Source organism: Rhizobium leguminosarum bv. viciae (assembly GCF_012276115.1).
Classification (GTDB): domain Bacteria; phylum Pseudomonadota; class Alphaproteobacteria; order Rhizobiales; family Rhizobiaceae; genus Rhizobium; species Rhizobium leguminosarum_T.
Genome location: NZ_WIEU01000015.1, coordinates 1 through 24,859, shown reverse-complemented (window position 1 = coordinate 24,859; position 24,859 = coordinate 1). Strand labels below are relative to the sequence as shown.

17 protein-coding genes and 1 pseudogene are annotated in these 24,859 nt (G+C 61.5%); 7 read left to right on the top strand and 11 right to left on the bottom strand.

From position 1 onward, the window contains the following. The first annotated feature begins 84 nt into the window (after window positions 1-84). Window positions 85-1,080 (top strand): transporter, encoded by a 996-nt coding sequence (locus GFM02_RS23415; RefSeq protein WP_168322941.1) that lies wholly within the window; start codon window positions 85-87, stop codon window positions 1,078-1,080. 416 nt (window positions 1,081-1,496) lie between these two features. On the opposite strand, the gene GFM02_RS23410 is transcribed toward GFM02_RS23415, so the two are convergent. Together GFM02_RS23410 and GFM02_RS23405 are read right to left on the bottom strand one after the other, a co-directional pair. After that, a complete protein-coding gene (locus GFM02_RS23410) occupies window positions 1,497-1,976 on the bottom strand; it encodes a BA14K family protein (RefSeq protein ID WP_168322940.1) in 480 nt (159 codons plus the stop codon). Between the two features lie 142 nt (window positions 1,977-2,118). Next, entirely contained in the window at window positions 2,119-3,363 is a 1,245-nt protein-coding gene (locus GFM02_RS23405) for an aromatic ring-hydroxylating oxygenase subunit alpha (protein WP_168322939.1), read from the bottom strand. Between the two features lie 412 nt (window positions 3,364-3,775). On the opposite strand from GFM02_RS23405, the gene GFM02_RS23400 reads away from it, so the two are divergent. The 3 genes from GFM02_RS23400 (at window position 3,776) to GFM02_RS23390 (ending at window position 6,933) form a co-directional block, all read left to right on the top strand. After that, a complete protein-coding gene (locus GFM02_RS23400) occupies window positions 3,776-4,384 on the top strand; it encodes a DUF6656 family protein (protein ID WP_131666095.1) in 609 nt (202 codons plus the stop codon). 104 nt (window positions 4,385-4,488) lie between these two features. After that, on the top strand, window positions 4,489-5,463 hold the full coding sequence (locus GFM02_RS23395) for an L-threonylcarbamoyladenylate synthase (protein ID WP_168322938.1): 975 nt from the start codon (window positions 4,489-4,491) through the stop codon (window positions 5,461-5,463). 33 nt (window positions 5,464-5,496) lie between these two features. Beyond that, window positions 5,497-6,933 carry an FAD-binding oxidoreductase gene (locus GFM02_RS23390; protein ID WP_168322937.1) on the top strand — a complete coding sequence of 479 codons (1,437 nt, stop codon included), beginning with the start codon at window positions 5,497-5,499 and terminating at the stop codon, window positions 6,931-6,933. A 23-nt stretch (window positions 6,934-6,956) separates the two neighbouring features. Here the strand turns inward: GFM02_RS23390 and GFM02_RS23385 are convergent, their stop codons facing one another. Next, a complete protein-coding gene (locus GFM02_RS23385; protein ID WP_168322936.1) occupies window positions 6,957-10,286 on the bottom strand; it encodes a DUF1217 domain-containing protein in 3,330 nt (1,109 codons plus the stop codon). A gap of 300 nt (window positions 10,287-10,586) precedes the next feature. On the opposite strand from GFM02_RS23385, the gene GFM02_RS23380 reads away from it, so the two are divergent. Further along, window positions 10,587-11,153 carry a DUF6101 family protein gene (locus tag GFM02_RS23380; RefSeq protein ID WP_168305998.1) on the top strand — a complete coding sequence of 189 codons (567 nt, stop codon included), beginning with the start codon at window positions 10,587-10,589 and terminating at the stop codon, window positions 11,151-11,153. Window positions 11,154-11,237: 84 nt separating this feature from the next. On the opposite strand, the gene ubiA is transcribed toward GFM02_RS23380, so the two are convergent. The 5 genes and pseudogenes from ubiA to GFM02_RS23355 all read right to left on the bottom strand — a co-directional run bounded on the left by ubiA (window position 11,238) and on the right by GFM02_RS23355 (window position 17,677). Next, complete coding sequence (ubiA, locus tag GFM02_RS23375) at window positions 11,238-12,197, bottom strand: 4-hydroxybenzoate octaprenyltransferase (protein ID WP_168322935.1); 960 nt, start codon at window positions 12,195-12,197, stop codon at window positions 11,238-11,240. Window positions 12,198-12,355: 158 nt separating this feature from the next. Beyond that, window positions 12,356-13,168 (bottom strand): annotated as a pseudogene (locus tag GFM02_RS23370) (MipA/OmpV family protein). Between the two features lie 157 nt (window positions 13,169-13,325). Further along, window positions 13,326-13,907, bottom strand: a complete 582-nt coding sequence (locus GFM02_RS23365; RefSeq protein WP_168322934.1) for a histidine phosphatase family protein — start codon at window positions 13,905-13,907, stop codon at window positions 13,326-13,328. A 67-nt stretch (window positions 13,908-13,974) separates the two neighbouring features. Continuing rightward, a complete protein-coding gene (locus tag GFM02_RS23360) occupies window positions 13,975-15,234 on the bottom strand; it encodes an SAM-dependent methyltransferase (RefSeq protein ID WP_168322933.1) in 1,260 nt (419 codons plus the stop codon). Between the two features lie 133 nt (window positions 15,235-15,367). Beyond that, window positions 15,368-17,677 (bottom strand): Tex family protein, encoded by a 2,310-nt coding sequence (locus GFM02_RS23355; protein WP_168322932.1) that lies wholly within the window; start codon window positions 17,675-17,677, stop codon window positions 15,368-15,370. A 214-nt stretch (window positions 17,678-17,891) separates the two neighbouring features. On the opposite strand from GFM02_RS23355, the gene glyS reads away from it, so the two are divergent. After that, window positions 17,892-20,006 (top strand): glycine--tRNA ligase subunit beta, encoded by a 2,115-nt coding sequence (glyS, locus tag GFM02_RS23350; protein WP_168322931.1) that lies wholly within the window; start codon window positions 17,892-17,894, stop codon window positions 20,004-20,006. Between the two features lie 174 nt (window positions 20,007-20,180). Then, entirely contained in the window at window positions 20,181-20,669 is a 489-nt protein-coding gene (locus GFM02_RS23345; RefSeq protein ID WP_168322930.1) for a DUF523 domain-containing protein, read from the top strand. 80 nt (window positions 20,670-20,749) lie between these two features. Here GFM02_RS23345 and GFM02_RS23340 read toward each other — a convergent pair whose 3' ends face one another. The 3 genes from GFM02_RS23340 to purD all read right to left on the bottom strand — a co-directional run bounded on the left by GFM02_RS23340 (window position 20,750) and on the right by purD (window position 24,784). Next, window positions 20,750-22,573 carry a methyl-accepting chemotaxis protein gene (locus GFM02_RS23340; protein ID WP_168322929.1) on the bottom strand — a complete coding sequence of 608 codons (1,824 nt, stop codon included), beginning with the start codon at window positions 22,571-22,573 and terminating at the stop codon, window positions 20,750-20,752. 372 nt (window positions 22,574-22,945) lie between these two features. Further along, the gene (locus GFM02_RS23335; RefSeq protein ID WP_168322928.1) at window positions 22,946-23,407 is read right to left on the bottom strand and encodes a plant virulence effector HPE1-like domain-containing protein; all 462 of its coding nucleotides are present in this window, start codon (window positions 23,405-23,407) and stop codon (window positions 22,946-22,948) included. A gap of 99 nt (window positions 23,408-23,506) precedes the next feature. Further along, window positions 23,507-24,784, bottom strand: a complete 1,278-nt coding sequence (gene purD / locus GFM02_RS23330; RefSeq protein ID WP_168322927.1) for a phosphoribosylamine--glycine ligase — start codon at window positions 24,782-24,784, stop codon at window positions 23,507-23,509. Between the last annotated feature and the right edge of the window lie 75 nt (window positions 24,785-24,859).

Below are 24,859 nucleotides of genomic sequence, written 5' to 3'. Positions count from 1 at the left end.
CATGTCGTTATCGCAAAACCGCTGCACACTTTTGCGCGACATACTTTAAGGGAAGACCTCGCCTTCGCAAAGGATCGGCGAACAATGGACACATTGCCCGTCAACATACCCGGTTTCGTCTGGGCCTATCGCTTCTCGCCGGATGAAAAGACCGCGGTGCGGCTGAACAATGGTGCGACGGTGGCGGAGCTGACCGCCGATAACTGTTTCTACTGGCTGCACCTCAACCTTGTCGACGCCCGCGTGCCAGCCTTGCTTGAGACGCTGGAGGGGCTGACGGAGGACGCGAAGTCGGCCCTGACGACGCGGGATACGCATGCGGCCATCACCGTCGACGAGCAGATGCTTTATGGCACGCTTGTCGATTGCCAGCGCGATTTCGCTGAGGATACCAACAATCTCGGCTGGCTGCATTTCGCCATGTCTGATCGCTTCCTCATCACAACAAGGCTGCAGCCGCTGCGCAGCGTCGAACGGGCACGCGCCCTGATCGAGAAGAATCCGGGCAAATTCTCGCGGCCGGTCGATCTGTTCGAACTGCTGGTGACCGAATTCCAGCGTACGTTGATCGCGATCGTCATCGAACTCACCGAAGAGCTGAACCAGATCGAGGATATCGTCTACGACAGCGCACAACGCGATGAACGCCGGCGCCTGGCGCCGGTGCGGCGCACCGTGGTCAGGCTGCATCGGCACCTGCGCACCGTGCTGGCGCTGATGCGCCGGGCGGCGGCGGCCGACGACGACGAAATGCCCTTCGGCTTCGACGACGTGGCACGGCGGCTGACGGGCCGGCTGGAAACGGTCGACCACGATATCTATGCGCTGCAGGACCGGGCACGCCTGCTGCACGAAGAAATCGATTCGAAACAATCCTCCGAAACCAACCGTCACCTCTATCTGCTGTCGATCATGACGGCCTTCCTGCTGCCGCCGACCCTGGTGACGGGCTTCTTCGGCATGAACACGGCAAACCTGCCCTTCTCCGTCGGCGATTACGGCACGGAATACGCCATCGTCCTCATCCTCGCCTCCGTTGCCCTTGCCTGGTGGCTGCTGAGGCGGGTGGATATTCTTTGAGGCAGGGCGGCCGGGCATGCCAAAACCGCAGGGCGGTCTGGGATCAGAACGCCCGTGAATCTGTGCGTCCGGCGGACCCACCGCGCCTTCCGCCACTTCTCCCGCTGAGGAGAAGTGGGGAATCGAGACGTAACCCGGGCACGACGGAGGATAGTTGGGCGGAGGGACACATTCGCAGGCCACCGCTGCCGCGAGGCATCCCCTATCCCTCCCTTATTCCTGTGCTCGTCACAGGAATCCAGCCACCGCGCGTCTGCGCGGTGAATGAACCGATACCTCAAACGAAAAGAGTCTTTTGCACCCAAGGACTTGGGTGCGCTGGATTCCTGTGACAAGCACAGGAATGAGGGAGGTAAGCGCCTGGCTGATGGAGCACCCGAAGCAGCGGATGGGTAGCGCGTCTCCTAGACCCGACCTCAATACGGCGAATAGCACTGCTGGCGCGGGCCGTTATAGGGCTGGAACGTGTTGTCGTAGGCGCGATAGGACCGGTAGCGGTTGGCGCACCAGGCGACGTGGCTCGAACCCATGCTGGGCGCAGGTGCGACGTAACGCGGCTGCGCGGCAATGGCGCCGCCGATGACCGCGCCGGCGCCGAAGGCGGCGAGCGGATACCAGTAGCCATTATAGCGGCGATAGCCCGGGCGGTAATAGGAATAGCCGCGATAGCCACCGTAATAACCGGGCCGGTAATAGGCGCCGGGACGATAGCCAGGTCGGTAGCCCGGGCGGTAACCGGGGCGATAATAGCGGCGATACTGGACGTTCTCGACGTCAGAGGATTTTTCCACCTGCGGGGCGGTGGGCATCTGGATTGCCTGCGACGGTACAAAACCCGTCAGAACCACGGCGGCAGCCAGAACTGCAGTCGCGATCTTATTTCTCAGCCCTATCATTGCTCATCTCCCATTCGACAGCGATCACCGCTTGCCCAGCAACGCTTTCGCGCCAGAATGGTTCCGAAGCGGCCGGGGCCGGCTGTCTCCCTTTTAAAGAGTCTGAACTGAACCGGAGATTAACCGGCGCGGCAAAACGCTCTCAGGCAACGGCCGAGATTTTCGCCTGGTCGCCCTGCAGACGGTTCACCATGAAATTCGAATACCATTCGAGGAACTGCATGACGCCGCCCTCATGCAGGGAAGAATAGGGGCCTGGCTCATAGGCGGGCGAGCGGATGCCGAAGGCGTTTTCCTCGACGATGCGGCGATCCTGATCGTTGGTCTCGGTCCAGACGTGGGTCAGTTCCTCGATATTATAATCCACGCCTTCGACGGCATCCTTGTGGACGAGCCACTTGGTCGTCACCGCCGTCTCATTGGCGCTGAGCGGCAGCACGCGGAAGGAGATGGCGTGGTCACCGAGCAGGTGGTTCCACGTCGTCGGATAATGGAAGAGCAGCATGGTGCCGATGTGGCTGATCGAGATATCCTCGGAGAGCGGGCGCTTGACGGCGCTCTTGCCCGACATGGTGTAGCTCTCGGCATCCTCGATCAGCGGCATGCGGGCGGTGCGGAACTGACCGTCCGGCGAAATCTGGAACTTGCTCGGCAGGCCGGCCGCCTCGCAGCGCGCCCAATGGCCGGCGATCTCCGGATCGTCGGCGCCGCCATCCGTGCCGGTGACACTCGGGGCTTCGGGATAGGTGCGGCAGAGCTCGGGGTGATTGGCGGCACAGTGATAGCACTCGCGGTTGTTTTCCCAGACAAGCTTCCAGTTGCCCTTCTCGATGATCGTGCTCTGGAAGGCGACCTTGCTCTCGCTGATCCGGTGCGGCGCGACATAAGGTTCGATCTTGTCGCGCACCGGCTGGAAATCCGGAGCGGCATTGGCAAGGCAGATGAAGACATAGCCAGCGACGATTTCGCAATGGACGGGCTTCAGGTTGAAGCCGGTCTTGTCGAAATCATCGCCCATGTGGCGGGCGAAGGCGAGCTTGCCTTCGAGATCATAGGTCCACTGATGGTAGGGGCAGACGAGACGCACGGAGGAGCCATGCTCCTTGGTGCAGACGCGCGAGCCGCGATGGCGACAGCTGTTGTGGAAAGCGCGGATGACATTGTCGCGGCCGCGGACGATGACGACGGGATAGCTGCCGATCTGAACGGTGAAATAGGCGCCCGGCTTTGGCAGCTCGCAATCATGGCCGATGAACAGCCAGTCGCGATAATAGATCATCTCCATGTCGAGCTGGAAATAATCCTCGTCGATGTAGAACGGCTGCTCGAGGCTGAAGCCCTCACGGCGGCTCTTGAGCTGACGCAAAACGTTGCTGCGAATATCCATCTTCATGTCCTCGTGCATCCGGCTGCCGTTCCGGCAAGAAGGCCGGCGGAAGCGCGCCCGCTTCCTTCTCCTTCGGGGAGAGTTGTTCATGCATTTAATCACCGAGCTTGCCTGCCGCTTGGTTGTAATGCGACATCGGCTTCGAAATTGACGACAGGATGCGGCAAGCCGCAAGCTGCCGATCCCGGTCGATGACATCGCCCGACTCTCCAAGCGATTATCGTCAATTGCGACATGGCGTAAAGACCCACTCCGCAAAGAGGTCGGCTGCTTGATATCGATGTCAGTCGCGTTTGCGACATCTGCCGGTATTTGCCTCCCAGCCGGCCGGTTAAGGGCCATTTTTTAACATCGCCTTAAGCATACGGTCCTATCCTCCTGGTGATCACCGACCGACCGAAGAACGCGAACCATGGCCAGACTCCGTTATTTCGACGCGAAAGATGCGAGCAGATCGCAAGAGCCGCAGCTGATTGCCGCCCATTCCGAATTCCTGCGCACCGGCCGCATCCCCCGCGAGCGGCGGCATTGGCTGGCCGAGGAAAAGCGGTATTTCACCCATGACGAGGTCGCCGCGAAGACCGGACGCAAGCTGCAGGTGGCCGGCGAGAAGACGCATCAGCATATCAACGGCTTTCACCACTCGATCCAGTTTCCGAAGATGATCTTCCACCGGACGCTGCAGGACAGCCCGCATCTCGGCTATTGCCACGTCACCGCCGCGCGGACGAAGTTCGCCCATTACGAAGAGGTGAGCTGGGCCTTCTACATCGCCAATTTCTATTCCGACATCGGCGACAACGACAATTTCTTTGAGCGCATCGACGTCGGTTATTCCCGCATGTATTTCGCCGTCGCCATTAAACCCGGCGAGGACTCCGCGGAAAAGATGACCATCGACCGCTCGGTGCGCGGCAACGGCCTGCTCTTCCGCACCCACGACCCGCAGGCGGCGATCCGCAACATCCTGCTGCTCGGCGCCCGCAACGAACAGCTGCGCGAAATCATCCGGCAGCTCTAAAGCGATTGATCGCAGGCGGCGGAAAGCCTAATGACTGCCGGAATTACAGCGCCGCGCGTCACTTCAGACGCGCCAAGGGTGCAGTCGCAAGTACCGGGCAGGACATGGCACGCACGATCGATATCACGACAGACAGGCAGGCAGCGCTGCAGGCGGCCTCAGCCGCTCTTGCCGACGGCTTTGCCATCGCCATCCCGACGGAGACCGTCTACGGCCTTGCCGCCGACGCCACCAATCCTTTGGCCATTGCCCGCATCTACGAGACAAAAGGACGGCCGCGCTTCAACCCGCTGATCTGTCATATGGCCGACCTCGCCATGGCCGAAGAACATGCCGAGTTCGACCCGGTCTCGCGAGCGCTCGCTGAAGTCTTCTGGCCCGGCCCGCTCACCCTCGTGCTGCCGCTGAAGCCTCAGAGCTCGATCCATTCGCTGGCGACCGCCGGACTCGACAGCGTCGGCATCCGCGTGCCGAAGGGTTTCGCTGGCGCTTTGATCGGCGCCTTCGGACGGCCGCTCGCAGCCCCCAGCGCCAATACGTCGGGCGGGGTCAGCGCCACGAGCGCTGCCCATGTCGAAGCCGATCTCGGGGCGAAAATCCCGCTGATCCTCGACGCAGGCCCGAGTGCCGTCGGCGTCGAATCGACGATCGTCAAGGCAGAGGGTGGCCAACTCAGGCTGCTTCGGCCGGGTGGACTGGCGGCGCGCGAGATCGAGCGTGTTGCAGGCCAGCCACTGCTGCGGGCGAAGGCGGCATCGGCGGCCATCGAGGCGCCGGGCATGCTTGCCTCCCATTACGCGCCGGGTGCTTCCGTGCGCCTCAATGCAACGGCAGTCGAATCCGGCGAAGCGCTGATCGCCTTCGGCAGCGCTGTGGTCTCCGGCGCGGACAGTGCGCGGATCGTCCTTGATCTCAGCCCGCGAGGCGACCTGGCAGAGGCTGCCGCCAATCTTTTCGACTATATGAAGCGGGCCGATGCCAGCGGCGCTCAGAGCATCGCCTTTTCGCCGATTCCCGAGGAGGGGCTCGGCGAGGCGATCAACGACCGCCTGCAACGGGCAGCCGCACCCCGCGACTGAAAAACCGCGCATCACGATGGAGGACCGAGCCCGATGAGCAATTCCAGCATTTCCACCGAACTCCTCGATCGCTTCAGGGTGATCGTCGGCGACAGGTATGCGCTAAGCAGCGAAGCCGATCTCGCGCCGCATCTGATCGAAAACCGGGGGCTCTATCATGGCTCCTCGCCTCTCCTCTTGAAACCCGGCTCGGTTGAGGAAGTCTCGGATATCATGAAGCTTGCAACGGAGACCGGAACGGCGATCGTGCCGCAGACCGGCAATACCGGCCTCGTCGGCGGCCAGACGCCGCGTCAGGGCAAGTCCGATATCATCCTGTCGCTCGAACGCATGAACAGAATTCGCGATGTCGATCCGGTGGCGAATGTGCTGGTGGCCGATGGCGGCGCTATCCTGGCCGAGGTGCAGAAGGCAGCCGAGGCGCATGGGCGGCTGTTTCCGCTGTCTCTCGGCGCCGAGGGCTCCTGCCGCATCGGCGGCAACCTTTCCACCAATGCCGGCGGCACGGCCGTGCTTGCCTATGGCAATATACGTCAGCTCTGCCTCGGCCTCGAAGTGGTGCTGCCGACCGGGGAGATCTGGGATGGCTTACGCCGCCTGAAGAAGGACAATACCGGCTACGACCTGCGTGATCTCTTCATCGGCGCCGAGGGCACCCTCGGCATCATCACCGGCGCGGTGCTGAAGCTCTTTCCCCAGCCGCTCGGCCATCAGGTCGCCTTCGCCGGCCTGAATTCGGTGACGGACGCCCTTGCCCTCTTTAACCTCGCCTCCAGCCTCTGCGGCGCCTCGCTCACCGGTTTCGAGCTGATGCCGCGTTTCGGCGTCGAGATCACCACGCGCCATATCGACGGCGTGCGCGATCCGCTGGAAACGGCTTATCCCTGGTATGTGCTGATCGACATTTCGACGTCGGATTCGGCCGAGACGGCGGAACGGATGATGAGTGGCGTGCTGGAACAGGGCTTCGAGGCCGGGCTGGTGCTCGACGCCGCAATCGCCTCATCGGTAGCCCAGCAGAAGGCGATCTGGCACATGCGCGAGAGCATGTCGGATGCGCAGAAGCCGGAAGGCGGATCGATCAAGCACGATGTTTCCGTGCCCGTGTCGAAGATCCCGCATTTCATGGCCGAGGCCGAAGAAGCGGTGATGGCGGCGATGCCCGGCGCCCGCATCTGCGCCTTCGGCCATATGGGCGACGGCAACATCCATTACAATATTTCCCAGCCGCTCGGCGCCGACAAGGACGCCTTCATCGCCCGCTGGCATGAGATGAACCTTATCGTGCATGGACTGGTGCTTGCCCATGGCGGCTCGATCTCGGCCGAGCACGGTATCGGCCAGTTGAAGCGCGACGAACTGGCGGCGATTCGCCCGGCAATCGAAATCGAGTTGATGCGCCGCATCAAGCGCGCCTTCGACCCTGCCGATATCATGAACCCGGGAAAAGTGGTCAGCCTCGATCCGTGAGGTTGACCGGCACGTCATCAGGCCTACTGCGTACCGCCGTTGGTCAGGATCATCAGCGCCGGCGACTGCTGGGTGGCGTTCTGGACGTCGTACATCGCGGTGAACCGGCGCAGCAGCTTGTCGACCTTCTTCGGATCCTGGAGATCCTCGAGCTTGACGAAGCGGTTGATGAGATCGGCCTGTTTGGCGACATCCATGCCCGAGATCTGCGATGGCAGACTGTAGGCTGTGGTGATGACCTGATAAAGCGCCCTGTCGCCGAGGATCCCATAGATCGAGGTGATGCTCGAGGCCTTGCGGCTGAAATAGAGCGCCAGGCGAACGCCGTCATTGCTTTCGCCTTCCTGGGCTTCCATCGTCTGCTGGACGTAGAGCTCCTGGGTGTGTTCCTCGGCGGCCTTGTTCTGGATGGTGCCGATCTTGGCACGGGTGAGATTGCCGTCCTTATCGAAGTTGAAGGCGGCAACGATATCCTTGAAGCGCGCATCGGCGGTGGCGTTGAGGTAGCTCTTCTTGTCGTCAGGATCGGAGGTGAAGATCTTCTTCAGCGTAGCCTTGTCGTAATTCTTCGGGTCGAGGTTGTTCGCCTTCAGCACCAGATCCGTCAGCCGGCTGTCGTTCAGGAAATCGTCGAGCGACTTCACCTTCGCCATGCCCTTGGCGAAATAATCAACTTCCGCCGTCGCATCCTTCGCCGCCTTGTCCTTTACCGGACCGTCCTTCATCAGCATGGTCATATGCGATCTATAGTCGGTGGCGTATTTGGCCATTGTCGCGTCAGGCAGCGCCTGGAAGGGTGATGCCGCCTTGCCGTCGGGGCCGAAGTTGAAGGCGCGGGCAAGGTTGGTGATGCGTTCATCCTTGAGCGAAGCGACATAGCCGTTCGGATCATAGGCATCGCTGGTCAGGATCTTGCGCATCATCGAACGCGAAACCTCCTGGTCGGTCAGGCCGAAAGCCTGCAGCGCCACATGGAAGAGATCCGGCAGATTGTCGTTGCTCTTGCTGAAATCGGCCGACGAATTGCTGCGCAGGAAATCATTGACGCTGTCGACGTCGGAGAAATTCAGCAGGCTGCTGCTGTCGGCCATAAGCTTCTGGTAGTTGGATGCGACCTCGTCGATCGCCTCGTCGCGCTCGTCGTCATAACGCGCCGCGTAATTGTCGTTGGTGGTCTGCGCCTGATCGGCCGTCTGGACCGAACTGACGACAGGAAGCGATCCATCGGCGGCGAAGTTAAAGTCGGCATTGAGATCCGCGTGGCCGGCTGCTGCAGCGGCCGTCGAATCGGTCAGAATGCTCTTCAGGTCGGCGTTCGAGATATCGAACGGCAGATTGTAAGTGCTCTTTAGGAAATTGGTGATGCCGTCATCGGCAATAAGATCATCGACATTGGCGATCTCCCCCATCCGTGCTGAATAGTCGTTGGTCCGCGCTGTCGCACTAATTTTCGTATTGCTGATCTGGGCGGCCGTCTGCGCCTGCATACCATCTTCAAGCGTGCCGTCCGCCTTGAAGTTGAAGGCAGCAGCAACGTCGGCATAAGTGCCGGTGCCGCTCTGGTCAGTCAGGATATTCCTGAGATCGAGATCGCTGACCGTCGACGGGATGCCGAAGGCGTTGCGGACGAAATTGTTCAGTTTCTGGTCCGCCAGCAACTGATCGACGTCCGAGATGCCGGCGATGGTCGCCTGATAGTAGACGGCGGCATCATTGGCCTTGCTGGTGGTGCTCGCGCTCTGCGAGGCACTTTGCGAGGCGTAAAGGGTGGCGACAGAACCGTCCGTCTTGAAATTGAAAAGATCGTGGACGTCGCTATAGCCCTGGGCGCTGGCAGCCGCGGGATCGACCAAGAAGGTCCTCAACGTCGCATCAGAGACGCTGTCTGCGATCTGCATGCTGTTTCTGATGTAGCTGACGGCAACGGCATCCGACATGATGCCATCGACATTGGTGACATTGCCGATCATGCCTTTGAAATGCGCTGCGTTCGCCGCCGACTTGTCGGTGGTCGACTTGCGCTGCGCTTCGGTCTGTATCACCGAACCGTTGATCGAACCGTCCGCCTGGAAATTGAAGTCGGCATTGATGCCGGCATGGCCCTGAGCCGCGGCATAGGCCGGATCCGTCAGAATGCTCTTGAGGTCGGCATTGCTGAAATTCGTGCCGAGACCATAGGCATCCTTGATGTAGCGCGCCAGCACGTTGTCGGCGAGCAGGTCGTCGACATTGGTGATGCTGCTCGATTGCGAGGTCAAGGTATAATAACTGCCGGTGTTCGACGCAGCCGACTGCAGATTGTTCGCCTGGGCGATAGACTGAGCGCGCGCCGTGTTCGACGTCGAACCGTCCGCCTTGAAATTGAAAGCATTGTAGACGTTGGTGAAGCCCATCAGCTGGGCATAGCCGGGGTCGGTCAGCACCGTGCGCAGCGCTGCGGCGGTAAAGTCGGCGCCCATGCTGTAGGCTGTCTTGATATAAGAAGTCAGCCGGTTGTCGGCGACCAGATCGTCGACATTGGTGATCGTGCCGATCTTGGCGGTGTAATAGGCCTTGTTGTATTCGGCCGCCGTCTTACCGACGTAGTAGACGTCGGAGCCGACCGAATTGTCGATGATGACCGATTGGGAATTCAGCGTGTAGGACTCGATGACCGAGGCCTTTTGCGCGGCGGTCTGGGCCGTGCCGGTGACGGTGCCGTCGGCGTTGAAGCTGAACTGGGCGGCAAGCGCCTTGTACTTGTCGCCGCCCTGCGTATTGACGAAGCTCGTGGGGTCGCTGAGATCGCTGGTCAGCACCTGCCGCAGAAAATCCTTCGACGCATAGGTGGGATCGATCTTGAAGGTCTTCAGCACATAGGTGCGCAACCGGGTGTTGTTGACCAGATCGTCGACGCTCTGCACGCTATCGATATTGTTGCTGTAATAGGTGCTCTCGGCGTTCGCGGCCTTTTCGGCGTCGGCGAAGGATTGCTTGTAGAGACCGATGAGCTCGTCCTCCTGCGCATCCGTCTGCACGTCCTTCTCCGGCGCGTTGAAATTGAAGGCGGCGGCGAATTCGCGGTAGCGCGTATCGGAAAGCTTGTTGGCGTAGCTGTTGGGATCGGTGAGATCGCTTTCCAGCACCTTCTTCATGAAGGCCTTGGCGTAGGTCATGTCCTCGAGGCCATGGGCCTTCATCGCATAGCTATAGAGCTTGTAGTCGCCAAGGAAGTCGTCGACGTCGGTGACCTTATTGATGTTGTCGGCGTAGTACTGGGCATCCTTCTTGACCGTCGTCTGCGACGCGACCCTGTTGAGGCTCGACGTCATGTCCCGCGACAGGATCGTGTAAGCGAGGGAAGCCGTGATCATGGAAAGCGCCCTTTTCGGCAAAATCTCTAAAAGAACGACGAAATGCTGGTGAGCACATTTTGCCATGGAAAGCTTACCTGAGGCTTACCTCCGGATGCATCATTCCAGGACACCACATCGTTCACCTTCCGGAAACCCTGCCGGATTCGGTTTTGATAACCATCAGAGGAGGCAAAGTTTTCTTAACCGCAATTTTTAAGCTGTACGGAACGGCGGCTGCCTATTGTCGGCCATAGAGGACGAAAAGTCCCAAGGAGAAGACCGGAAATCGGCTCTCAGGTAAGACAAGGGTAGAATGAAATGAACAATCCCGTTATGAAGCCCGCCTGGGCTGGCACGACGTTACGCCTCGATCCGTCCCGCTTTCCCCAGCAGGTCAGCTACGCCATCCACGATTGTTCGGATGACGTCAATATCACCATAGACGAACGCGGAGCGGTCCTGCGCAAGATCCTTCCCTCCAGCGGCCTGCCGCTCTCGATTGCGCTGCCGAAGCGCGTTTTCAAGGGCGTCGCCGCCCGCGCCATCGACCATGGCGACGGCGATGTCACGGTCACTCTCGAACTCCATCACACCGATCCGGAGCTCTGCATTCCGCTGCTCGTCGCCCATGATCTCAGCGACATTGCTGCCGACTGGCGAAGCTGGTCGGAGGCCTTCCGCATTCCGATGCTGATGGTCGAGGCCGACGGCGTCGCCCGGCCGCTCGAAGATCACATCGGCGCCTTGCGCACCAGCGACCTCAAGCCGCGCCGCCGCCATTCCTACTTCGCCAACCGCCGTCCGCGCTTCCTCGTGCGCCGCACTACCGGTCGGCTGGGCGTCGCCATGAAGATCGAAGGTAAGGAAATCATCGCCCGGACTTAAGCGAAATCGCAAAAGTCCCGATTTGGCAATACCATTTTGAACCCGGCGCCCGCGCCGGGTTTATTGTTTCATCCACCGTCCCAATCAGGGAATGGCAAACAGCAGCGAGACGAAGAGGCCGAAGAAGATGATCAGGCCGACGCGGTTATTCGATTTGAAGAGCGCCAGGCACTGGTCGGGATCGTTGATATCGAGCCGCACGATCTGCCAGGCGAACATGCCGGCGGCGCCGAGCAAGGCCAGGAAAGCGATGAGGTTGGCGCCGGCGAGAGCGAAAGCAATAAACATCAGCACCAGCGTCAGCCCGTAAAGGCCGATCAGCCATTGCCGCGTCCTGTCGCCGAACAGGCGCGCGGTGGAGCGGACGCCGATCAGCTCGTCATCCTCCTTGTCCTGATGCGCATAGATCGTGTCATAACCGATCGTCCAGGCGACGGAGGCGGCATAGAGCAGGATGGCGGCAAAGGAGAGGCCGCCCATAATCCCGGCCCAGCCCATCAGCGCGCCCCAGGAAAAGGCTAGTCCGAGGTAGAATTGCGGCCAGTCGGTGAACCGTTTGGCATAAGGATAGAACGCCACGATCCCGAGCGAGAGCACGCCGAGGAAGACGTTGAGCCAGTTGAACTGCAGCAGCACGATGAGGCCGACCAGCGCCTGCAAGCCGATGAAGATTTTCGCGTGGGCGCGCGTGACGCGGCCGGAGGGCAGCGGACGCGACCGCGTGCGCGCCACTTCCATGTCGATCTCGTGGTCGACGAGATCGTTATAGGTGCATCCGGCGCCGCGCATGGCGACCGCGCCGATGAAATAAAGGAACAGGTGAGACACCAGCAAGCTGCCGGAATAGATCCCCTCGCCGATCGCCGCATTGGAAGCAAGTGTCGCCGACCAGAAGCACGGCCACATCAAGAGCTGCCAGCCGATCGGGCGATCCCAGCGTGCGAGCTGCGCATAAGGCCAGAGCCATCGCGGCAGGATCCGGTAGACCCAGTTGTCGGAAGGTGCGTCGGAGACGCGATCGTTGAAGTCGCCGGTGTCGTGCATGCCGCTCATCTAGCGGCGGGCCGTCGATGCGGTCAAGAAGTGATCATTGCGCCGCCATTTGTTCATTCCTTGGATCGGAATCGATCCAAGGATGAAATTATGCGGTAATTCAAAGTGTTACAGCGCTGCGCATCTGAAAGAGATGCGCAGCCGCGTTTTCACTGCAGTGAGAAATTGAACTTGTAGGTCGCCGAGACGCCGATGAGGACCTGGTTCTTCGAGCCGCGCTCGCGCACGAGGCTGCTGTCGGCGGCAGGGCCCGCCAGCCGCTTATATTCGAGGAAGGAACTGGCCGAGAGGTTTTCCGTCGCCTTCCAGGTCAGCGCCGCGCCGGCGCCATAGGACTGGATGCCCGACGACGGCTTGTAGGGATCAAGGCCGCTTGCCGCCGCTTGCTTGGCGTTGACGCCGTAATAGGCATCGTAATAGCCGCTGGTGGCAAACGTCGCGCGCGGACCGCCAGATAGTTGCAGGTCGGGGGCGATATCGGTGAAGGCATCGACCGCGAGATCGGCGACGATGCCGTCATGGGCGCGGATGCCCTGGCGGACTTCGGCGCGGGCGCGAAGGAAGTCGGTCGGGTAAACCTCGACGAAACCGCCGGCTTCCGCCCCCCATTTGACCTTCTTCAAACCCTTCAGCTCGTTGCCGTCGCCATCATCGCGCGACGGCACAAATTTACCGACGATGCCGGCACGAAAGGCACCCTTGTCGATGAGGGCGAAGGAAGGATTGTCGTTGCGCGAGGAAAAACGCGGGCCAGCACCTTGGCGACCGACCGAGATCAGCGGGCTGAACTTGAATTCATAGTGCGACGAGCCCTCGAATTTCGGGGCGGAGAAGCCAGCGACGCCGACGCTCAGATACCAGTCGCCGGACCAGAAATGCTGGCCGCTTTCCTAGGCGGCCACCGAACCAGCGGATAAAAGGGCAATAGCCAGAGAGATCGATACGACTGATCGATGAGACACGTCCGCACTCCAGAAAACGCAAAAACAAAGCCGCGGAGGGCGGCGCTCGCTACATCTATCCTGATGTCGTTACCCCAATGTTAACCACGGCGAAACAAAGGGCGCTAATGAAAGGCTGATGGCATCTGCTATCGAACTCGGCAAACCTGCTCCCAACCTATCTCTGGTTCCAGCGGCGGATGACCGGCTCGGTCAGATCGTGCTCGTAGCCGAGCACGCTGATACTCGTCGTATCGAGCGAGAAATGAGCGCCGCCTTCCGGCGGCAGACCGAGCCAGCGGGCGGCGAGGACGCGCAGGAAATGCGAGCTGGAAAAGATCAGGATGGTGCCGGCCGTTTGGCGAAGCGCATGGATGACGGCGTCTGCGCGGGCGCCGACATCGGCGGCGACTTCGCCATTCGGGCAACCATCGCGAAAGAGATGCCAGCCGGGGCGGTCGGCAAGGATCGCCTTGGTGGTGATGCCTTCATAAGCGCCGTAGTCCCATTCGGCGAGATCGTCCTTGATCACCGCGCCCGATCCGAATCCGGCGAGCGCGCAGGTCTTGCGGGCCCGCTCGGAGGGGCTCGACCAGACGGCGGAGAAGGTAAGGCCCGTCAGCCGGTCGGCGAGTTTGCGGGCGGCGGCCTCGCCGTTCGCCGTCAAGGGAATATCGCTGCGTCCGGTGTGGCGCCCGGACAGGCTCCATTCGGTTTCACCGTGGCGGACCAAGTAGATCTCGGGAAACGCATTGCTCATCGGCACGTCCTTTCATGAGAATCCGTCCCTCGGCAAAAGCGCCAGCGGAAGCGGCACTTCCGCGGGATCAGAACGTCACCTTTTCCAGCGGTGCGCGCCTCGCCTCGAATTCCTTCAGCTTCGCTTCGTTGCGTGCGATGTAATTGCGATTGTCGGGAACGGCGAACTGGTTCTTGGCGATCTGGATCTGCAGGATGAAGAGCTCGTCCCAGCGGAAGCCCATTTCGGAACCGGCCAGATAGAATTCCCACATGCGGAAGAATTGCTCGTCGTAGAGCGCCACCGCTTCGGCCTTGCGCGCCACGAAACGCTCGCGCCAATGGCGTAGCGTATAGGCATAATGCATCGGCAGGATTTCGATATCCTTGACCAGCAGCCCAGCCTTTTCGAGCGGCGGCACGACCTCGCCGACGGACGGGATGTAACCGCCCGGGAAGATATATTTCTCGATGAAGGCATTGGTGGCAAGGCTCGGCTTCGGGCGGCCGATCGAATGCAGCACCATGACGCCATTGTCGTCGAGGAGATCCGATACCTTGCGGAAGAAATTGCCGTAATGGCCGATGCCGACATGTTCGAACATGCCGACCGAGACGATGCGGTCGAACTTCCTGCCCGTCATGGTGCGGTAGTCCTGCAGTTCGAAACGCACCCGGTCGGCAAGGCCGCGCTTTTCTGCGCGCTTACGCGAGACCTTGAGCTGCTCTTCGCTCAACGTGATGCCCGTGAATTCGGCACCTTCGGTCGCCTCCGTCAGGTACATGCCCATGCCGCCCCAGCCGGAGCCGATCTCCAGGATGCGCAGGTTCGGCTCAAGCAGAAGCTTGGCGGCGATATGGCGTTTCTTGGCGAGCTGCGCCTCATCGAGACCAATGCCCGGCGGCTCGAAATAGGCGCAGGAATATTGCCAGTCCTCGTCGAGGAAAAGATCGAAGAGCTTGGCCGACAGGTCGTAATGATGGGCGACATTGTGCTTGTTGCGGTTGACCGGCACGCGGCTCTTCAGCTGCTGCCAGGCAATGCGGCCGAGGAGCAGTGCCGCCATCTTGAAATCGAAAATCTCGTTGGTGGTGTTCTGTTTCACCAGCGACAGGAAATCGTAGATGTTGCCCTGTTCGAGAATGAACCGGCCTTGCATGTACATTTCGCCGAGCTTCATGGTCGGGTCGCGCCGGATGGCGTCCTCGGCCTCCTGATCGGCAAGGCGGGCGACAACGGTTTCACCGGTGCCGTCGCCGATCGTGTGGGTCTCGCCATTGGCAAGGGTCAGTTTCAACGAACCCTTGCGGATGATTTGCTGGACGATCGATAAGAATGCCGACGCCATGGACGCCTCGCAAATGTGACAGGATAGTCACATCAACTTAATAGCTCTCTTTCGCCTTACAAGCGCCGGATTTAGCACTCCGTTCAGAACGCTGCCAAACTGTTGCATTTTTGCCGAAATGCCCACTAAACCCTTATTTTCGCTTCATGGCTTCGGCCAGTGCCGCGCCGAAGGCGCCCTGGCTCTCCGGTTTCTGAGCCGCAGGCCGGCGCTCGTTCTGCGGCCTCGACCCTTGGTTTGGACGAGAATCACCACGCGGTGGCGGCGCTGATGAGCCGTCGTCGCGGCGCATGGAAAGACCGATGCGTTTGCGCTTGGCATCGACTTCGACAACCCGCACCTTGACGACATCACCCGCCTTGACGACCTCGTGGGGATCCTTGACGAAGCGATCGGCAAGCTGGGAGACGTGCACCAGACCATCCTGGTGCACGCCGATATCGACGAAGGCGCCGAAGGCGGCGACGTTGGTCACCGTGCCTTCGAGCACCATGCCGGGCTCCAGGTCGGAAATTTCGTTGACGCCCTCGGCAAAGGTCGCGGTCTTGAAGCTCGGACGCGGGTCGCGGCCGGGCTTTTCCAGCTCTGCGATGATATCTTTGACCGTCGGCAAACCGAATTTCTCGTCGATGAACTGGCGCGGATCAACCGATTTCAACACGGCGCTGTCGCCCATCAACGCGCGCAGATCCCGGCCGCAGGCGGCGACGATTTTCTTGGCTACGCCGTAAGCCTCCGGGTGCACCGAGGAGGAATCGAGCGGCTCCTTGCCGTTGGGGATGCGCAGGAAGCCGGCGCATTGCTCGAAGGTGCGGCCGCCGAGTCTGGCGACCTTCAGCAGATCCTTTCGCGTCTCGAAACGGCCCTCGCTGTCGCGGTGGCGGACGATGGCATCGGCGATCGACGGGCCGAGGCCGGAGACGCGCGAGAGCAGCGGCGCAGAGGCGGTGTTGAGATCGACACCGACGGCATTCACCGCATCTTCCACCACGGCATCGAGCGAACGCGACAGCTTCTGCTGGTCGACGTCATGCTGATACTGGCCGACGCCGATCGACTTCGGCTCGATCTTGACCAGTTCGGCCAGCGGATCCTGCAGGCGCCGCGCGATGGAGACGGCGCCGCGCAGCGACACGTCGAGATCGGGAAATTCCGCCGCTGCGGTCGCCGAGGCGGAATAGACCGAGGCGCCGGCTTCCGACACGATGACCTTGGTCGGCTTCGGCGCCGGCAACTCGGCCAGCATGTCGGCCACCAGCTTTTCGGTTTCGCGGCTGCCGGTGCCGTTGCCGATCGAGATCAGCTCGACATTATGCTTGCGGATCAGCGATGCGAGTTCGACCTGGGCGCCGCGCACATCGTTCCTCGGCTGGAAGGGATAGACGGTCGATGTCGCCACCACCTTGCCGGTGCCGTCGACGACGGCGACCTTGACGCCGGTGCGGATGCCGGGATCGAGACCCATCGTCGCGCGCGAGCCGGCGGGCGCTGCCAAGAGCAGGTCCTTGAGATTGCGGGCGAAGACATGGATCGCCTCTTCTTCGGCCCTTTCGCGCAGTTCCCGCATCAGGTCGAGCGAAAGCGACATGGAAAGCTTGACGCGCCATGTCCAGCTTGCGACCTCCATCAGCCAGCGGTCGCCGGGACGGCTCGCACCGATCTCGTAGGCCGCCACGATCATGCGTTCGACCGGCTTGTTCGGAGAGATCGTCTCGGCGTCGGCCTCGATCGTCAGCGTCAGCACCTCCTCGTTCCAGCCGCGCAGCATGGCGAGCGCGCGGTGGCCCGGCGCAGTCGCCCAGCGTTCGGAATGGTCGAAATAGTCGGAGAACTTCTCGCCCGTCGCCTGCTTGCCGTCGACGACTTTCGCCTTCAGCAGCGAGGCCTGGCGCATATGGGCGCGCAGCTTGCCGAGCAGGTCGGCATTTTCGGCAATGCCTTCGGCGATGATGTCGCGCGCGCCTTCGAGCGCCGTCTTCACATCGAGCACATCCGCTGTGATGAAGCCTTCGGCCAACACCGCCGGTTCCCTGGCGCGGTCGGCAAGGATCGTCTCGGCGAGCGGGCCGAGGCCGCGTTCGCGGGCGATTTCGGCCCGCGTGCGGCGCTTCGGCTTGTAGGGCAGATAGAGATCTTCGAGCTCGGCCTTGGTTTCGGCGCCTGCGACCTTGGTCATCAGCTCGTCGGTCATCTTGCCCTGGCCGGTGATCGATTCGACGATCGCGTCGCGCCGGGCTTCGAGTTCGCGCAAATAGACCAGCCGCTCGGCGAGGTTGCGCAACTGCGTATCGTCAAGCCCGCCCGTCACTTCCTTGCGGTAGCGGGCGATGAAGGGCACGGTTGCGCCCTCGTCGAGCAGCTCGATGGCGGCTTTGGCCTGTTCGGGCCGGGCGCTGATTTCGGCCGAGATGCGGGCTGCGAGAAAACGGAGGTCTGCGGCCATGGGGTTCCTGGGGATTTCCTGTTTCGACAAAGGTGGCGGGACCATAGCGGCGAAAAGCGGCAAGGCAATGTTGGAGTTTACGGCCGAGCGCCGATCCACAGGATAAGCATGCCGGAAAGACGGCGATTTTGCGGTTGTGCAGATGCGCCATTCTTTGCTAGCAGAAGCAACGTTTTTGGATCGCCCTGCCCGCGGGCGCAAGGAAAAGATTGACATGCCAAACCTTCTTCTCGAACTGCGCTCCGAAGAGATTCCTGCCCGCATGCAGCGCAAGGCTTCCGGCGACCTGAAGAAGCTCGTCACCGATGCGCTTGTCGAAGCCGGCCTGTCCTACGAGGGCGCGCGTGAATACTGGACGCCGCGGCGGCTTGCGCTCGACATCCATGGCCTGACGGCACGCTCGGCCGATGTGCGCGAGGAGCGCAAGGGACCCCGCACCGACGCCAACGAGAAGGCGATCGAAGGTTTTCTGCGCGGCGCCGGCCTTTCCTCGGTTTCCGAGGCGCAGGTGGTGAGCGATCCGAAGAAGGGCGATTTCTACGTCGCGGTCATCTCCAAGCCCGGCCGCGCGACGGAAGAGATCGTCACCGATATCATGCCCGGCATCATCCGCGATTTTCCCTGGCCGAAATCGATGCGCTGGGGCAAAGCCTCGTCGAAGCCCGGCGCGCTGCGCTGGGTGCGGCCGCTGCAGTCGATCGTCTGCACCTTTGGCCCGGAGCATGAAGAGACCACCGTCATTCCCTTCGAGATCGACGGCCTCACCGCCTCCAACATCACCTACGGCCACCGTTTCCATGCGCCCGAGGCGATCACGGTGCGGCGCTTCGACGATTATGCGGCGAACCTGGAAAAGGCCAAGGTCATCCTCGACGCCGAGCGGCGCAAGGACATCATCCTGCACGATGCCCGCGACATCGCCTTTGCCAACGGGCTCGAGCTGGTGGAAGACGAAGGTCTGCTGGAGGAAGTCTCCGGCCTCGTCGAATGGCCGCAGGTGCTGATGGGCAGTTTCGAGGAGGATTATCTCTCGATCCCCTCGGAAATCATCCGGCTGACGATCAAGACCAACCAGAAGTGTTTCGTGACGCGCGCGAACGGCAGCGAGACGCTGTCGAACAAGTTCATCCTCGTTTCCAACATCCAGGCAAGCGACGGCGGCAAGGAAATCGTCCACGGCAACGGCAAGGTGGTGCGGGCCCGGCTTTCAGACGCGCTGCATTTCTGGAAACGCGACCAGGGCAACCTGCCGGATCTCGAGACGCTCACGGCTTCGGCGGCAAAGTTCGGCCTCGACATCAACAAGCCGCTCGACCAGCGCATGGCCAAGCTCGATGCGCTTGACGTGACGTTCCATGCCAAGCTCGGCACACAGGGCGCGCGCGTCGCCCGCATCCGCGCGCTCGCCAAGGAATTGGCTGATATCACCGGCGCCGACGCGGCTCTCATCGATCGCGCCGCCGTGCTCGCCAAGGCCGATCTGCGCACCGAAGCGGTTGGCGAATTCCCCGAACTGCAGGGCTTGATGGGCCGCAAATATGCGGTGCTGCAGGGTGAGAATGCCTCCGTTGCCGCCGCGATCGAGGACCATTACAAGCCACAGGGTCCGTCGGACCGCGTGCCGGAGGACAGAGTGGCGATCACGATCGCCCTTGCCGACAAGCTCGATACGCTGATCGGCTTCTGGGCGATCGATGAAAAGCCGACGGGGTCGAAGGATCCGTTTGCACTGCGGCGTGCCGCCCTCGGCGTCGTCAGGATCCTGCTGGAGCGAAGAATCCGCCTGCCGCTGCTGGCAACGACCAGGGATGGCGACCTGCTCTCCTTCTTCCACGACCGTCTCAAGGTCTATCTGCGCGACCAGGGCGCCCGCCACGATCTGATCGACTCCGTGCTGACTTCAGATGCCGACGACCTTTTGATGGTGGCGCGCCGCGTCGAAGCCCTGACGGCCTTCATCACCTCGGAAGACGGCAAGAACCTGCTTGCCGGCACCAAACGCGCGACGCAACTGCTCGTCGCCGAGGAAAAGAAGGGCACCGTGATCGCCGACGGCGTTTCGCCAGCGCTTCTGAAGCTCGACGCCGAGAAGGAGCTCTTCACCGCAATCTCCAGCGCCTCGAAGGACGCCTCGGACGCCGTTGCGGGTGAGGATTTCCGCTCGGCGATGGAAGCGCTCTCCAAGCTGCGCGGCCCGGTCGACCGCTTCTTCGAAGAGGTGCTCGTCAATGACGAGGACGCCGCCATCCGCGCCAACCGCCTCGCCCTGCTGCGGCTGATCCGCGAAGCGACGGGAACAGTTGCGGACTTCTCGAAGATTTCGGGGTGATGTTGCCAGCACGAACGGGGCGCTTGCCACGTGGGTGCTGGGATTAAATACGTTTGGCGGTCGCACCCATCATCAATGGATGCAGTTTGAACATGCAAGGGGCGGTTCGCTGTCCCTTGAAGAGCGGTTATCCAACGCTGGCATTGCCGCGACTCCGGCTGTATTCATGCAGACATGCAGAGCAAGATTCTCGTCAGCGCCTGTCTCATGGGCCACGCCGTCCGCTATGACGGGCGGGCGAAGCCGTTGCTTCACCCTGCGATCGAGACATGGCGGGCCGAGGGCCGGCTGGTGACGATCTGTCCCGAGATGTCGGCAGGCATGACGGTGCCGCGGCCGCCCGCGGAGATCGCAGAGGCGGCAACCGGCGAAGAGGTGCTGGCCGGCAAGGCGCGGGTTGTCGAGCTGACGGGCGCCGATGTGACGGAAGAATTCCTGCAGGCTGCCAAGAATGCCGTGACGCTTGCACTGCAAGCCGGCTGCCATTATGCGCTGCTCATCGACGGCAGCCCGTCCTGCGGATCCGGTTTCATTTATGATGGCACGTTTTCCGGCCGCAAGCAGGCCGGTAATGGCGTGACGGCGGCGGCGCTAAAAGCGGCCGGTGTCGAAGTGTTTTCCGATCACGAAATCGAGCAATTGATCGACCAGATCGGGGAGTAGGGGTCCAAATGGCACGGCCGCCGGAGAACCGACGGCCGTTAAGAATTTCGTGATAAAATATCTTATTGTCCCCGCGCCGTTTAAGCGGCACGGCGACCTTGATGCATGGCCGGGGCAGCGCTTTCGCCACTGACGCGGAAGCCGCGGATAAGGTCGATCAGCTCGTCGGTATCGCTGGCCAGCGTCTCTGCCGATGCCGTGGTCTCCTCGGCCATGGCGGCATTCTGCTGGGTGGCGGCATCGAGCTGGTTCATCGACGACGAGATCGAGCGCAGCGTCGTATCCTGCTCGGAGGCGCTGTGGGCGATCTTGGCGACGATCTCGTTGGCGGCCTTGATCTGGTCGGAGATGCGCTTCAGCGCCTCGCCTGCCTCGCCGACCAGACGGACGCCGTGGTCGACCTGGCTGGAGGAGCGGGCGATCTGATCCTTGATCTCCTTGGCCGCAGCGGCGGAGCGCTGGGCAAGCTCACGGACTTCCTGGGCGACAACCGCAAAACCCTTGCCGCTTTCACCGGCACGCGCCGCCTCGACGCCGGCATTCAGCGCCAGCAGATTGGTCTGGAAGGCGATCTCGTCAATGACGCCGATGATCTTGGTGATCTCCGACGACGACTTCTCGATGCCGCTCATCGCCTCGATCGCCTGGGTGACGATCGCATCGCTATGGGTGGCTTCGGTGCTGACCGCGTGGACGCGCTTGCTCGCCTCATGGGCGCCGTCGGCCGTCTGGCGGACAGCGACTGTGAGTTCATCGAGTGCGGCCGAGGTTTCCTCGAGACTGGCGGCCTGGCGCTCGGTGCGCTGCGACAGCTCGTTTGAAGCGCGGCGGATCTCTTCCTTGCTGGTGCCGATATCGGTGCCCTTGGCGCTGACCTTGGCCATGGCGGCTTCGAGATGCGACAGCGCATCGTTGAAGTTGTCGCGAAGGGCGGCGTATTTCTGGCCGAGATCGGCGCAGCGGACGGTGAGATCGCCGCGGGCGATCATCTCCAGCGCCTGGCCGATCGTCGTCACCACCCGCGCCTGCAGCGTTGCCTCGTCCTGCTGCTGGCGCAAGTTGTTTTCGCGCTCGCTTTCCAGCGCCAGCTGCTGGGCCGCCTCGCGATCCGACATCTGATGGCGTTCCCTGATCTTTTCCTGCAGCGAGAGCGTCGCCTTGGCCATCATGCCGACTTCGTTGTTCATGCTGATATGCGGGATGGCGATGGAAACGTCCTCTTCCGAGACCGCCTTCAGGGCGGCATGGACGTTGTTGAGAGGTCCCGATATGCCGCGAATGACGAAGTAGGCGGCGGCCATGGCAAGGAAGAACAGAACGATGCTGCCGGACAGTGCAGTCAGGATCGTGCTGTTTATCTGCGCATCGAGATCGTCCATATAGACGCCGGTGACGACGACGACCTTCCAGGGTTCGAAGGCCTGCCCATAGGCCGTCTTGCGGTAATCGCCGGCCGGCTGGCCCGGCTTGCTGGTGGAATAATATTCAACGAGACCACCGCCCTGCTGCCCGAGCTTAACCAGCTCTTCGCGATAGAGCTTGCCCTTGCTGTCCGGCTGAGCCTTCAGGTTCTGCCCGACTTTCGCAGCATCGTAGTGGAACATCATCTGGACGTCGTAGCTATAGCCGAAGAAATAGCCGTCCGGATCGTATTTCATCCCGTTGACGGTGGTGTAGGCCTGCTTCTGGGCATCCTCCAGCGTCATTTCGCCTGATGTGACCTTGGCCTGGTAAAGCTTGAGAACGGAGACCGCCGACTGAACCTCGGCGCGCAGCATGTCGTAACGCTCCTTGTAGATCGCATCGACCGAGGAGCGGATCTGCAGGGAGGTGGCGATCGCAAAGGCGATCATCAGGCCGACGACCAGCAATATGAGCTGCTTCGATATCTTCAAATTTTTCATAACGCCTCGCAACGGGAATGGATGGCTGCATTCCGGTGCGGTTTTCTACCGCCTGTGCGAGCGCGCCAAAAAGAGGACGCGTCTACCGCTGCTAAAACAAACATGCTGCGACCGGGTAAGGAACAATTGATGCTCACCCTATAAAAAAGCTTTAACTTTATTGTTCGCGGCGCGAGTTTCCCTAAAAATCGAGGGGTAAATTACAAAGCAAAACCGCCGGATCTCAGCATATCAAAACAAGAATGCACCCTCGCTGCTCATCGAGGGTGCATTCGGTCCACCGGTGGTGGAACCCCAATCGATCGAAACCTTGATCAGGCAGGGGCAGGGAATTTTGGTTTTAAAGCGCCGCGCACTTTTGCGCGACATGCTTTAGAAACGCAGCTTGAATTCGGAAACGTTAAGGGCTGCCGGTTGTTCCGCCATGCCGGCGGCAACGGGCTTGGCGTCGCCGCCGATGACAGCCGCCGTCGTCGCATTCATGTCGATGCCGTCTGCAGGCGGGGCGGAAGGCACCGCGGCAAGCATCGCTTCCGGGGTCGCCTTGCTGACGAAGACGACGGGCGAGCCGCCCATCCAGCCTTCGGTGCGATAGATCTTCTTTTCGCCGCCGACATCGCGGATTTCACTCGCCTGGAGGACGCCGGGCTTCAGCTCCGGCACCGTATAGTCCTTCTTGGTCAGCTCGGCCTGGAGCGGCGGGCAATGGGCGCAGGTTTCGGTGACGATGCTGCCTTCAGCGGACGGCGCGGTCTTGCCGACCACCTCGATCGAGGACGCCATCGCAGAACCTGCCATCAGCAGGATTGCCGCACCGAGGAAAATCTGACGCATCAAAGTTACTCCGTCTCATCTTCGGAGCAAATTAGCGCAGCTTTGTTTCCATCCCGTCAGGGGAAAGGGTAAAAATTTATAAAATGCGGCGGTTTATGCTCATTCCGAGCCGGTTTCGCGCTCGATCGCGCGCCAGCCGATGTCGCGCCGGCAGAAGCCGTTTTTCCATCTCACCCTGTCGAGCAGCGCGTAGGCGCGGTCCTTGGCCTCGGCGACCGTGCCGCCTGACGCGGTGACGCTCAGCACGCGGCCGCCGGTCGCAACCAATGCGCCATCCTTCAGACCCGTGCCGGCATGAAACACCTTTTCGCCCTCGCCTGCATCCGGCAGGGAGAGGATCGGCGTGTTCTTGTCGTAGGCGCCGGGATAACCCTTCGAGGCCATGACCACCGTCAGTGCCGGATCGTCGCTCCATTCGGCCTTGACCTGATCGAGCGTGCCGTGGGCGGTGGCGAGCAACAACGGCAGCAGATCGCTCTTCAACCGCATCATCAGCACCTGGCATTCGGGATCGCCGAAGCGGACATTGTATTCGATGAGCTCCGGCCCGTTCCTGGTGATCATCAGCCCGGCGAAAAAGACGCCAGAGAAGGGATGGCCGCTCTCGGCCATGCCGCGCATCGTCGGTTCGATGATCTCTTTCATGGTGCGCTCGACCATTTCGGCAGTCATCACAGGCGCCGGCGAATAGGCGCCCATGCCGCCGGTATTGACGCCGGTATCACCCTCGCCCACCCGCTTGTGATCCTGCGCGGTTGCGAGCGGCAGCGCATGTTTGCCATCGCAGAGACAGAAGAAGCTCGCCTCCTCGCCATCGAGATAGGCTTCGACGACGACTTCAGCGCCGGCAGCGCCAAAGGCGCCTTCGAAGCAGTCGTCGACCGCGGCCAGCGCCTCGTCCAGCGTCATCGCGACCGTCACGCCCTTGCCGGCGGCAAGGCCGTCGGCCTTGACAACGATCGGCACACCCTCGGCACGGATATAGGCTTTCGCCTTCGGTCCATTGTTGAAGCGCTGGTAGGCGCCTGTCGGAATATCGTAGCGGGCGCAGATATCCTTGGTGAAGCCTTTGGAACCCTCGAGCTGGGCTGCGGCAGCGGAAGGACCGAAGACCGCCAGGCCATTGGCGCGCAGCCGGTCGGCGAGGCCGGCAACCAGCGGCGCCTCCGGGCCGACGACGACGAAATCGATCGCCTTGTCCTTGCAGAAGGCCGCGACCGCTTCGTGATCCTCGATATTCAAGGGCACGAGGATGGCATGTTCGGCAATGCCGGGATTGCCGGGCGCGGCATAGAATTCGCTCATCAACGGCGATTGCGCCAGCTTCCAGGCGAGCGCATGCTCGCGTCCGCCCGATCCGATCAACAGAACCTTCATGCGCCACCCTTTCCTTTTCTGTCTGGCGGTTAAGGGCCAGGGGCTAAAAGGTCAAGCGAGAAAGCTTACCAGCCC

Excerpts from the sequence above, each read along its gene's own strand:
- glyS (WP_168322931.1), top strand. The coding sequence starts at position 17,892 with ATGCCAAACCTTCTTCTCGAACTGCGCTCCGAAGAGATTCCTGCCCGC.
- GFM02_RS23415 (WP_168322941.1), top strand. The coding sequence starts at position 85 with ATGGACACATTGCCCGTCAACATACCCGGTTTCGTCTGGGCCTATCGC.
- GFM02_RS23410 (WP_168322940.1), bottom strand. The coding sequence starts at position 1,976 with ATGATAGGGCTGAGAAATAAGATCGCGACTGCAGTTCTGGCTGCCGCC.
- GFM02_RS23405 (WP_168322939.1), bottom strand. The coding sequence starts at position 3,363 with ATGGATATTCGCAGCAACGTTTTGCGTCAGCTCAAGAGCCGCCGTGAG.
- GFM02_RS23400 (WP_131666095.1), top strand. The coding sequence starts at position 3,776 with ATGGCCAGACTCCGTTATTTCGACGCGAAAGATGCGAGCAGATCGCAA.
- GFM02_RS23345 (WP_168322930.1), top strand. The coding sequence starts at position 20,181 with ATGCAGAGCAAGATTCTCGTCAGCGCCTGTCTCATGGGCCACGCCGTC.
- GFM02_RS23365 (WP_168322934.1), bottom strand. The coding sequence starts at position 13,907 with ATGAGCAATGCGTTTCCCGAGATCTACTTGGTCCGCCACGGTGAAACC.
- GFM02_RS23355 (WP_168322932.1), bottom strand. The coding sequence starts at position 17,677 with ATGGCCGCAGACCTCCGTTTTCTCGCAGCCCGCATCTCGGCCGAAATC.
- GFM02_RS23390 (WP_168322937.1), top strand. The coding sequence starts at position 5,497 with ATGAGCAATTCCAGCATTTCCACCGAACTCCTCGATCGCTTCAGGGTG.
- GFM02_RS23360 (WP_168322933.1), bottom strand. The coding sequence starts at position 15,234 with ATGGCGTCGGCATTCTTATCGATCGTCCAGCAAATCATCCGCAAGGGT.
- ubiA (WP_168322935.1), bottom strand. The coding sequence starts at position 12,197 with ATGCACGACACCGGCGACTTCAACGATCGCGTCTCCGACGCACCTTCC.
- GFM02_RS23340 (WP_168322929.1), bottom strand. The coding sequence starts at position 22,573 with ATGAAAAATTTGAAGATATCGAAGCAGCTCATATTGCTGGTCGTCGGC.
- GFM02_RS23395 (WP_168322938.1), top strand. The coding sequence starts at position 4,489 with ATGGCACGCACGATCGATATCACGACAGACAGGCAGGCAGCGCTGCAG.
- GFM02_RS23335 (WP_168322928.1), bottom strand. The coding sequence starts at position 23,407 with ATGCGTCAGATTTTCCTCGGTGCGGCAATCCTGCTGATGGCAGGTTCT.
- GFM02_RS23380 (WP_168305998.1), top strand. The coding sequence starts at position 10,587 with ATGAACAATCCCGTTATGAAGCCCGCCTGGGCTGGCACGACGTTACGC.
- purD (WP_168322927.1), bottom strand. The coding sequence starts at position 24,784 with ATGAAGGTTCTGTTGATCGGATCGGGCGGACGCGAGCATGCGCTCGCC.
- GFM02_RS23385 (WP_168322936.1), bottom strand. The coding sequence starts at position 10,286 with ATGATCACGGCTTCCCTCGCTTACACGATCCTGTCGCGGGACATGACG.